Origin of the sequence: Candidatus Thiosymbion oneisti (assembly GCF_900092655.1) — a bacterium.
GTDB classification, from domain to species: domain Bacteria; phylum Pseudomonadota; class Gammaproteobacteria; order Chromatiales; family Chromatiaceae; genus Thiosymbion; species Thiosymbion oneisti.
Genome location: NZ_FLUY01001364.1, coordinates 1 through 7,913 on the forward strand (window position 1 = coordinate 1; position 7,913 = coordinate 7,913).

Genomic DNA, 7,913 nt, shown 5'->3' on the forward strand with positions numbered 1-7,913 from the left:
CCCCCTCTCCCCAAGCCCCCTCGCTGCGCTCGGCGCAGGCTCTCTCCCGGCGGGAGAGGGGCTTTTGCGACACCCTCTTGGTCATCGACGGGACTCTGGTAAAGGTGTTGGCCTGGTACGACAACGAGTGGGGCTATGTGAATCGCATGACGGAGCTGGCGCGCAAGATCGCCGACCTCGGTGTTTAATCGCAATGGACCGGAACACCCGCAATTACCTGATCGTCACCGGTGGCTACTGGGCCTTCACCATCACCGACGGCGCCATCCGGATGCTGGTGGTGCTCTACTTCCACCTCCTGGGCTACTCAGCCCTGGAGGTGGCCATGCTGTTCCTCTTCTACGAATTTTTCGGCGTCGTCACCAACCTGGTGGGGGGCTGGTTGGGGGCACGGATCGGACTCAATCTCACTATGCAGATCAGTATGGGGACGCAGGTAGCGGCGCTGGCCATGCTCACGGTGCCGGATGTCTGGCTCACGGTGCCCTACGTGATGCTCGCCCAGGTCCTATCGGGTATCGCCAAGGATCTGAACAAGATGTCCGTGAAGGCCAGCGTCAAGGCCCTGACCGGTGACGGCGGTGAGTCTAGGCTCTTCAAATATGTCGCGGTGCTGACCGGGTCAAAGAATGTGCTCAAGGGCGGCGGATCCTTCACAGGCGCCGCCCTGCTGGAATGGATCGGCTTTCGCGGCGCCCTGGCGACGCTGGCCGGGATGCTTCTGTTGTACTGATCGTCACCGCAGTCATGCTCCCCACAGGCGTGGGTAAGATGAAGTCCAAGCCCAAATTCACCCAGGTCTTCTCCCCCAAACCGGCCATCAATTGGTTGTCGGCGGCGCGGCTCTTCCTGTTCGGCGCCCGGGACGTCTAGTTCGTCGTGGGGTTGCCGGTGTTTTTGGTCGCGGTCCTCGAATGGCGCTTCATGCAGGTGGGTGGTTTTCTCGCCCTGTGGGTGATCGGCTACGGCTTGGTGCAGGCAGCGGCCCCCAAGCTGGTCCGGCGCGGTCGCCACGCCCAGGGACCGGGCGGCGGCACGGCCCGACTCTGGGCCTTTGTGCTGGCGCTGTTCCCGGCCACGATCGCCATCGCCCTGCAGCAGGGCCTACCCCCCGGCCCGGTGCTGGTGGTCGGGTTGATCCTGTTCGGGATCGTCTTCGCCATCAACTCAGCGGTGCACTCCTATGAGTAAAAACCCGTTAGGATAGCGACCAGGTTCCCCGACCCAGGACCCTCGCCTACCGACCTTGCTTATGCAGGCTCAAGAGCCACTGGCTCAAGGCCTCGGATACTCGCCGGTATTGGCGAAGCGGGCAGGGAGCTAATCTACGTTCAGGCTCGTGGCCTCAGGATGTGACGGCTTCCCAGGTACGCTTCATCAAATCCCTTTATATCGATCCTTGGCTTTCCCTTGGAAACAGAACATACAAGGATGTGGTGAGCGCAGCGAACCGCATCGATCACCTAGAGTGCATGACCTGCCTGTTCGACGGCAGGCAGGTACTCCAAACAGTCCCATCGCACGTCGCGATCACGATCCCTCGATCGCGCGTGGAATCAGCGCCGGATGTCTTTCAGGGACTCCTCGGCCATGGTGCGGATCTCCGCGGCTACCCCGTCCAGGGCCTGCGGCCCCTGGTCGGCCGCCCGCAGGGCCAGGGCGATGGGCCGCAACAACTCGGCGTGGGGGGAGGCCTCCAGCAAATCGGCCAAGGCCGGCCCCCGACCGATGGCATGGCACTCCCGGGCCTGTTCCTGAAGCCGGAACAGAGCGTTTTTATCTCCCGTTGCGGCGGCCGCGGCCAATCGCTCCAAGGCCTGGCCGGCAGCGTCCCGATTGTCCAGCCAGAGCTGGGCTTGCAGGATCAGGTGGACATAGTCGATATTGGTCCCATCCCCCGCGTGCTTCGTGGCCAGAGATCCGACCCGGCGGTAGGCCACATCCGCCCCCTGTGCATCGCCACGGGCCACCAGCAATCGGCCCAGATTGGTGAGTGGGTAGGGATACTCGGGATCCAGCTCGCTGGCCTTACGGTAGGCAGCCTCAGCCTTCTCGGGTCGTTTCAGGTCATCTTGTAGGAGTTTGCCCAAGTTGTGCCAAGACCAGGCACCCTCCGGATCCAGCCTGATAGCATTGCGATAGGCTTTCTCCGCCTCTTCGGATCGGTTCATGTCACATAGCAGATTGCCGAGGTTATTCCAGGATGGGGCGTATTTCGGATCAAGCTCAATGGATTTGCGGAAAGCATTCTCCGCCTCCTCAAGGCGGTGTAGGTGGACGTTCAGCAAGATACCAAGGCTATTCCAGGACCAAGCGTTCTCCGGATCCAACGCGATGACATTACGGTAGGCATCCTCCGCTTCCTCGAAGCGGTTCATGTCACACAGCAGTTTGCCAAGGTTGTTCCAGGATCGAGCATTTTTCGGATCCAGCTCGATGGCATTGCGATAGGCGGTCTTCGCCTCCTCGGGGCGATTCAGGTGGTCTTGGAGCAGGTAGCCGAGGTCGTTCCAGATCCAGGCGTCTTTTGGATCCAGCTCAATAGATTTGCGATAGGCAGCTTCCGCCTCCTCGGGGCGATTCAGGTGATCTTGGAGCAGGTAGCCGAGGGTGTTCCAGGATCGGGCGTTTTTCGGATCCAGCTCAATAACTTGGCGATAGGCAGCTTCCGCCTCCTCGGGTCGATTCAGGTGGTCATAGAGCAGGTAGCCGAGGTCGTTCCAGATCCAAGCGTCTTTTGGATCCAGCTCAATAGATTTGCGATAGGCGGCTTCCGCCTCCTCGGGACGATTCAGATCGGTTCGCAGCAAGTAGCCAAGGCCGTTCCAGGGGCAGGCGTATTTTGGATCCAGCTCGATGGATTTGCGGAAGGCGGTTTCTGCTTCCTCGGGACGATCCAAGCGGGCTCCCAACAAAATGCCGAGGCTGTTCCAAGGCCGGGCGTCGTTCGGATCCAACTCAATGGATTTTCGGTAGAGCTTCTCGGTCCAGCTATCCTGGTGCCGTTGGGCCATCCGGTCGGTGGCCAGCTTGAATGCCCCAGGGGCTTCGCCGAATACGGTGAGGATCTGCCGATAGGCGACCTTAGGATCGGGACAGTCGGGAAAGTAGTCCCCGGCCAGAATGGCTGTCCGTATCCGGCGCATACCATTGCTTGAACCAGGTTCGGAACGGTCTTCTATTCCTTTTTCAGAAACCTGATACAGTTCCTCGTACCCCTCTTCAGCTAGAATGTTTGCCTGCATCCAGCGGGCATCGTCGCTTGAATAGAGTTCGGAAGGATTCTCTATTTCCTTTTCAAAAAACCGGAGTAGCTTCTTGTACTCCTGTTCGGAAAGGTTGGCCGCCATTTCGGCTATCCGTTCCTTTGTCGCCAGATCCAGTGAGAAGCTACCCTTTACCGCCGCGATCCAGTCCCGCCGCTCCACGCCGGTTGCATGGGGACAGCGGCTCAAGGGCTCGTCCAGGGCCTCGAACCGCCGCAGATAGTCCTCGGCAGTGGTCAGGGGATGCCCTGTTTCCTGGGCATCGAACAGCTCGGGCAGCAGCGCCGCCAATTCCTGGTGGGTACGTCTGGCCCGGCGGCGGGCAGTGGAATAGAGGGACCACTCCAGCAGGTGGCGCTCCTCGCAATCCTCCGGCAGGGCATCGCTCAGGGCCAGGGCATAGTCCAGACTCCGGTCTTTGGCGTGGGCGGCGCGGAGCTGGTCCAAGCTGCGCCGGGCCTGGCGCCGCAGGTCATCGGCGCTGAACCAGAGGCGCATGAACTCCACCAGCCAGGTGAGGCGCCGCCGGGTACGGCGGGGTGTGTACCGCATCAGATACCAGATGTTGAAGAGGCGCTCGCTGGCCTGATAACCGGCGCGGCTGGTGGCGGCCAAGGCAACCTTTTCCACCAGCCCCTCGGCCGTGAGCCGGCTGAGCTGACCGCTGACGGTGGTGGGTGGGAGGCCGGCGATCCGGGCCAGGTCGCCGGCACCGATGGGGTCCCAGTGCTCCATCAGCAAGGCCAGCAGCTTGCGGGGCTGCTCCGCGAGCTGCTCCATACGCGCCTTGTAGAGAGGCGTCATCAGATCCAGCAGGGCCTTGAGGTCACTGTGCACGTCCCCCTCCCAGCCGGCGGCCAGCAGCTCGTACAGGACGACGGTGGTGCGGGGATTGCCGCCGGTGAGGGTGCGCAGGCTTCGCAGGCGTTCCGGGCGGGTGTCCAGATTGTGCTGCATCGCTTGTTCCGCCTCCGCGTCCCGCAGGCCCGGACCGGCACCAAAGACGCGGGCCAGGGCGAGCAGGGCTTGGCGCATCTCGTCCAGCTTCAGGGGCCGCAGCTCCAGGATCTCGAAGAAATCATGAAAGGCATACTGATACTGGTGCTCGGCCTCCAGGGCCTGGTAGCTGGCGCCGAGCCAGAAGATGGTGGGGTCGTGGGTGAGGGTCTTGCGCAACCGCCACAGGGGGGTGGCCCCGGCGTCGGCGATGCGTCCGCGCGAACCCTCGGTCCGGCCCAGATTGGTGAGCAGCAGGTCGCTGCTGTCGATGAGCAGCAACAGGCGCTGTTGCCGCTCCGCTGTCCAGTCTTGCAACAGACCGAGGGCGGCTCCTTCGCGCTCGGCGGGGGAGAGTGCCTCGATTTTCCGTACCCCGGCGTCCAGATCCGCCAACTCATCCGGTGTCGCCCCTTGGCGCTCCAAGCGGTCGGCCAGGGTGTCCAGGACGTTCATCCAGAGCTCGGCCAGGGTAGAGACGGTGTATTGCTCCTCCGGGAAGGTGAGGGGGATCCAGTCCGCGGCCAGTTCCGAGTCGTCCGCCACCGCCAGGGCGATGCGCCGCAGCAGGGTGGTCTTGCCCATGCCACGATAGCCGGTAATCAGCAGGTGTTGGGGCACCTTGCCGAGCGGACAGGCACGGATGCGATCCAAGGCGGCGACGAGCTCCCGATGACGGACGACGAAGACGGCGCGTAGCTCATCATCATCCCACAGATGGGGGTTGTACTTGACGGCCCCTCGTAGTGGCGAGTCCAGGGAATCAGGCATGGTTGCGCTTCCAATAGTCCCGTAGCGGGAAGGAGAGAAACAAGAACCGCTGGCCCTGGTTCCCCAGATAACCGTCCTCTTCGAGCTTAAGTAAAGCGGTGTCGAGACAGCGGGCGCGCAGATCCGGGTCCGGCTCGCGTCTTTGCAGGCGATTGAGCAGTTGACGCCGGGTTAGACCAGCGTCGGAGCGGGCCGTGTGGGCCAGGGTGTCGAGGGCGTAGCCGAGCTCGGGTTGGGGCAGATCCCGCTCCAGGCGTTTATACCAATGGGAAAATCGGGAGCGGTTGGCGAGTAGGCGGTCGTAGGCATCGTCCACGTCCGCTGGCCTCAGCGTCCGGTCGTCGGTGCCGGTTTCCAGCTCCCGATCCCGTGCCGCATCCAAGGCCGAGGTCAGGAGCAGGTTGAGATAGAAGGGCGACAACCAGCCGGCACGCTCACATAGGTACGCCAAGGTCTCTTCCAGGGCCTTCCAACCCTCGCGCCGGGCCTCCTCCGCCAGCATCACCAGGGCGGCCTGGCGCTGGAAGGGGCCGAGGCGAAAGTCATAGGCATCGTTGATGGAGGTGACCAAATCGTGGCGGTCGAGCAGAGTATGGAAGCCGATGGAGCCGGAAAAGACGAACCGACACACTACCCCCGTGCCCAGACGCCAGGCCCGTAACCAGCCGAGCAGACGCTCGGTCTCGGCTCGGTCCCGGGCCAGCAGCTTCTCCAGCAAGACGGTGAATTCGTCGATCAGGATTAAGGCGGGGATGGGCGAGAGCCTTTTTTGCAGATCTTGGGCAGGCATAGCCCAGGGTGTATCGGGCAGGGCCTGCAATTCCAGACCACCACCCACGCCACCTGGGATTTTAAGTTCGACTTTCCTGAAGCGTTTGAGCAGCCCATCGATTTTGGCGCCAGCGGCGTGCAGATACCCCTTCACCGAGTCGTCGGGAAAGGCCCGATCCAACTCGGCGACGAAAGCGTCGGCAGTGTCGATACCCTGCACGTCCACCAACATCGTGAGCCAGCCCCGTTCATCCGCTTCTTCGGCGAGGCGCTGTAGGAGCGAGGTCTTGCCCAGGCGTCGGGGACCACTGAGCAGAATATGATTGCTCTCCAGATAACGCCAGATGTCCTTGCGCTCACGTTCACGGTCGAAAAAGTCCCCACCTTGCGCCTTGTTACCTACGGGTATGGACATTTCGGGATCTCCTGACAGGCCTTTGGGCTGAGAACTACTGAGATAATACAATAAATTTGTATTAATTCAATTATGAATTAATACAAATTTGTCTTGGCTCACAAGGCGAGTAGCGGTGCTGCAAGCCGATACGAATCTGCGCCTCGATCTTCGTCGGGGGACATCCGTTTGTAGTACGTGCCCCAACATCTCCGTTCGCTTCCCTTCCCGGACTTTCCGCGCATTATCAGACCGCGGGGTATCCAACAAGGCGTCACATCCGTTGCAAGAATTGAATCGTCCAGGTTGAACCGTTAAAGTTCCGCCTAACCATATGGATTTCGGTGACTCCCTTCGCCACTGGTAGTTACGGGAACTCCATTGGAGAGGTCGTTCGTAGGGAGGCCGCAGGATGAAAAAGCCTATTCTGCGTGGTTCGGCGGTTTCCATCGAAGAGCTAAGCTCTAGGGCGATGGCGATGCGCAAACAGAACTCCGAACAATGAACAATGATTTGACCAAAGCACTGCAAACGCGGGTACTGGCCGCCATCGGATCCGGCACCCCGCTGGAGATCCGCGGCGGCGGGTCCAAGCGCTGGTTGGGCCGTACCCCGACCGGAGAGCCCCTGGACGTGGCCGGCCACACCGGCATCGTCAACTATCAGCCCCAGGAGCTGGTCGTCACGGCCCTGTGCGGGACCACCTTGGAGACCCTTGAGGCGACCCTGGCAGAACAAGGTCAGATGCTGCCGTTCGAGCCGCCTCACTGGGGACCGAATGCCACCCTCGGCGGCACCATCGCCTGCGGCCTTTCGGGACCGGCCCGCCCCTACGCCGGAGCGGCGCGGGACCTGGTGCTAGGTGCTCGGGTGCTGACCGGACGCGGCCAGGTCCTGCGTTTCGGCGGCGAGGTGATGAAGAATGTGGCGGGCTACGACCTTTCCCGGCTCATGACCGGTGCCTATGGCACCTTGGGCCTGTTGTTGGACGTGAGCCTAAAGGTGATGCCGATCCCGGCGACACACCGGACCCTGGTCCAAGAGCAACCCCCGAGTGAGGCTATCCGACTCATGAACGCCTGGGCCGGCACCCCACTGCCCATCACAGCCACTTGCTGGGACGGCAAACGGCTCTATATCCGCCTTGCCGGCGCCGAAGCGGCCCTCGCTCGGGCCGCGGAGACCATCGGGGGCGAAAGCCTCAAGGACCAAGACGCGTTCTGGCGTACCCGCATCCGCGAGCAGGGCCATAACTTTTTCGCCGGCGAGGCAGAGCTGTGGCGCTTGTCCCTGCCGTCCGCGGCGCCGCACTTAGATCTGCCGGGAGAGCAGCTCATCGAGTGGGGTGGGGCACAGCGTTGGTATCGGGGTGAGCCGGATATGCAGGCCGTGCGTGCAGCGGCCGTCGCGGCCGGTGGTCACGCCACCCGCTTCCGCGGCGGCGACCGGGATGGTGAGGTCTTCCAGCCGCTGCCGCCGCCCCTGATGACCCTTCACCGCAACCTCAAACAGGCGTTCGATCCGAAAAGGTTGCTCAATCCCGGGCGCCTCTACGCCGAGCTTTGAGCACGTAGGATTCGGTGAGCGCGGCAGGTCTTACAGGATGGCACCACGCGGAGGCGTGAACCGCACGGGTAGGAGGGTGTCGCAAAAGGCACCGATCTTCGCCCTTTGACCCCCTCTCCCCAAGCCCCCTCGCTGCGCTCGGCGCAGGC

At 62.4% G+C, this 7,913-nt stretch carries 3 protein-coding genes and 2 pseudogenes; 3 read left to right on the forward strand and 2 right to left on the reverse strand.

The window, feature by feature from the left end; translation table 11 throughout:
• Both BQ17_RS22760 and arsJ read left to right on the forward strand, forming a co-directional pair.
• Nucleotides 1-188: pseudogene (locus BQ17_RS22760) on the forward strand (hypothetical protein); the annotation flags it as partial.
• A 5-nt stretch (nt 189-193) separates the two neighbouring features.
• Nucleotides 194-1,185: pseudogene (arsJ, locus tag BQ17_RS13930) on the forward strand (organoarsenical effux MFS transporter ArsJ); the annotation flags it as partial.
• Between the two features lie 371 nt (nt 1,186-1,556).
• On the opposite strand, the gene BQ17_RS13935 reads toward arsJ, so the two are convergent.
• Both BQ17_RS13935 and BQ17_RS13940 read right to left on the reverse strand, forming a co-directional pair.
• Nucleotides 1,557-5,033, reverse strand: a complete 3,477-nt coding sequence (locus BQ17_RS13935; RefSeq protein WP_089728048.1) for a tetratricopeptide repeat protein — start codon at nt 5,031-5,033, stop codon at nt 1,557-1,559.
• A complete protein-coding gene (locus BQ17_RS13940) occupies nt 5,026-6,219 on the reverse strand; it encodes a P-loop NTPase family protein (protein ID WP_089728050.1) in 1,194 nt (397 codons plus the stop codon). The genes BQ17_RS13935 and BQ17_RS13940 overlap by 8 nt, the downstream gene beginning before the upstream one ends.
• Before the next feature lie 480 nt (nt 6,220-6,699).
• Between BQ17_RS13940 and glcE the strand changes: the two genes are divergently transcribed.
• Entirely contained in the window at nt 6,700-7,764 is a 1,065-nt protein-coding gene (gene glcE, locus BQ17_RS13945) for a glycolate oxidase subunit GlcE (protein WP_089728052.1), read from the forward strand.
• Nucleotides 7,765-7,913: the final 149 nt, after the last annotated feature.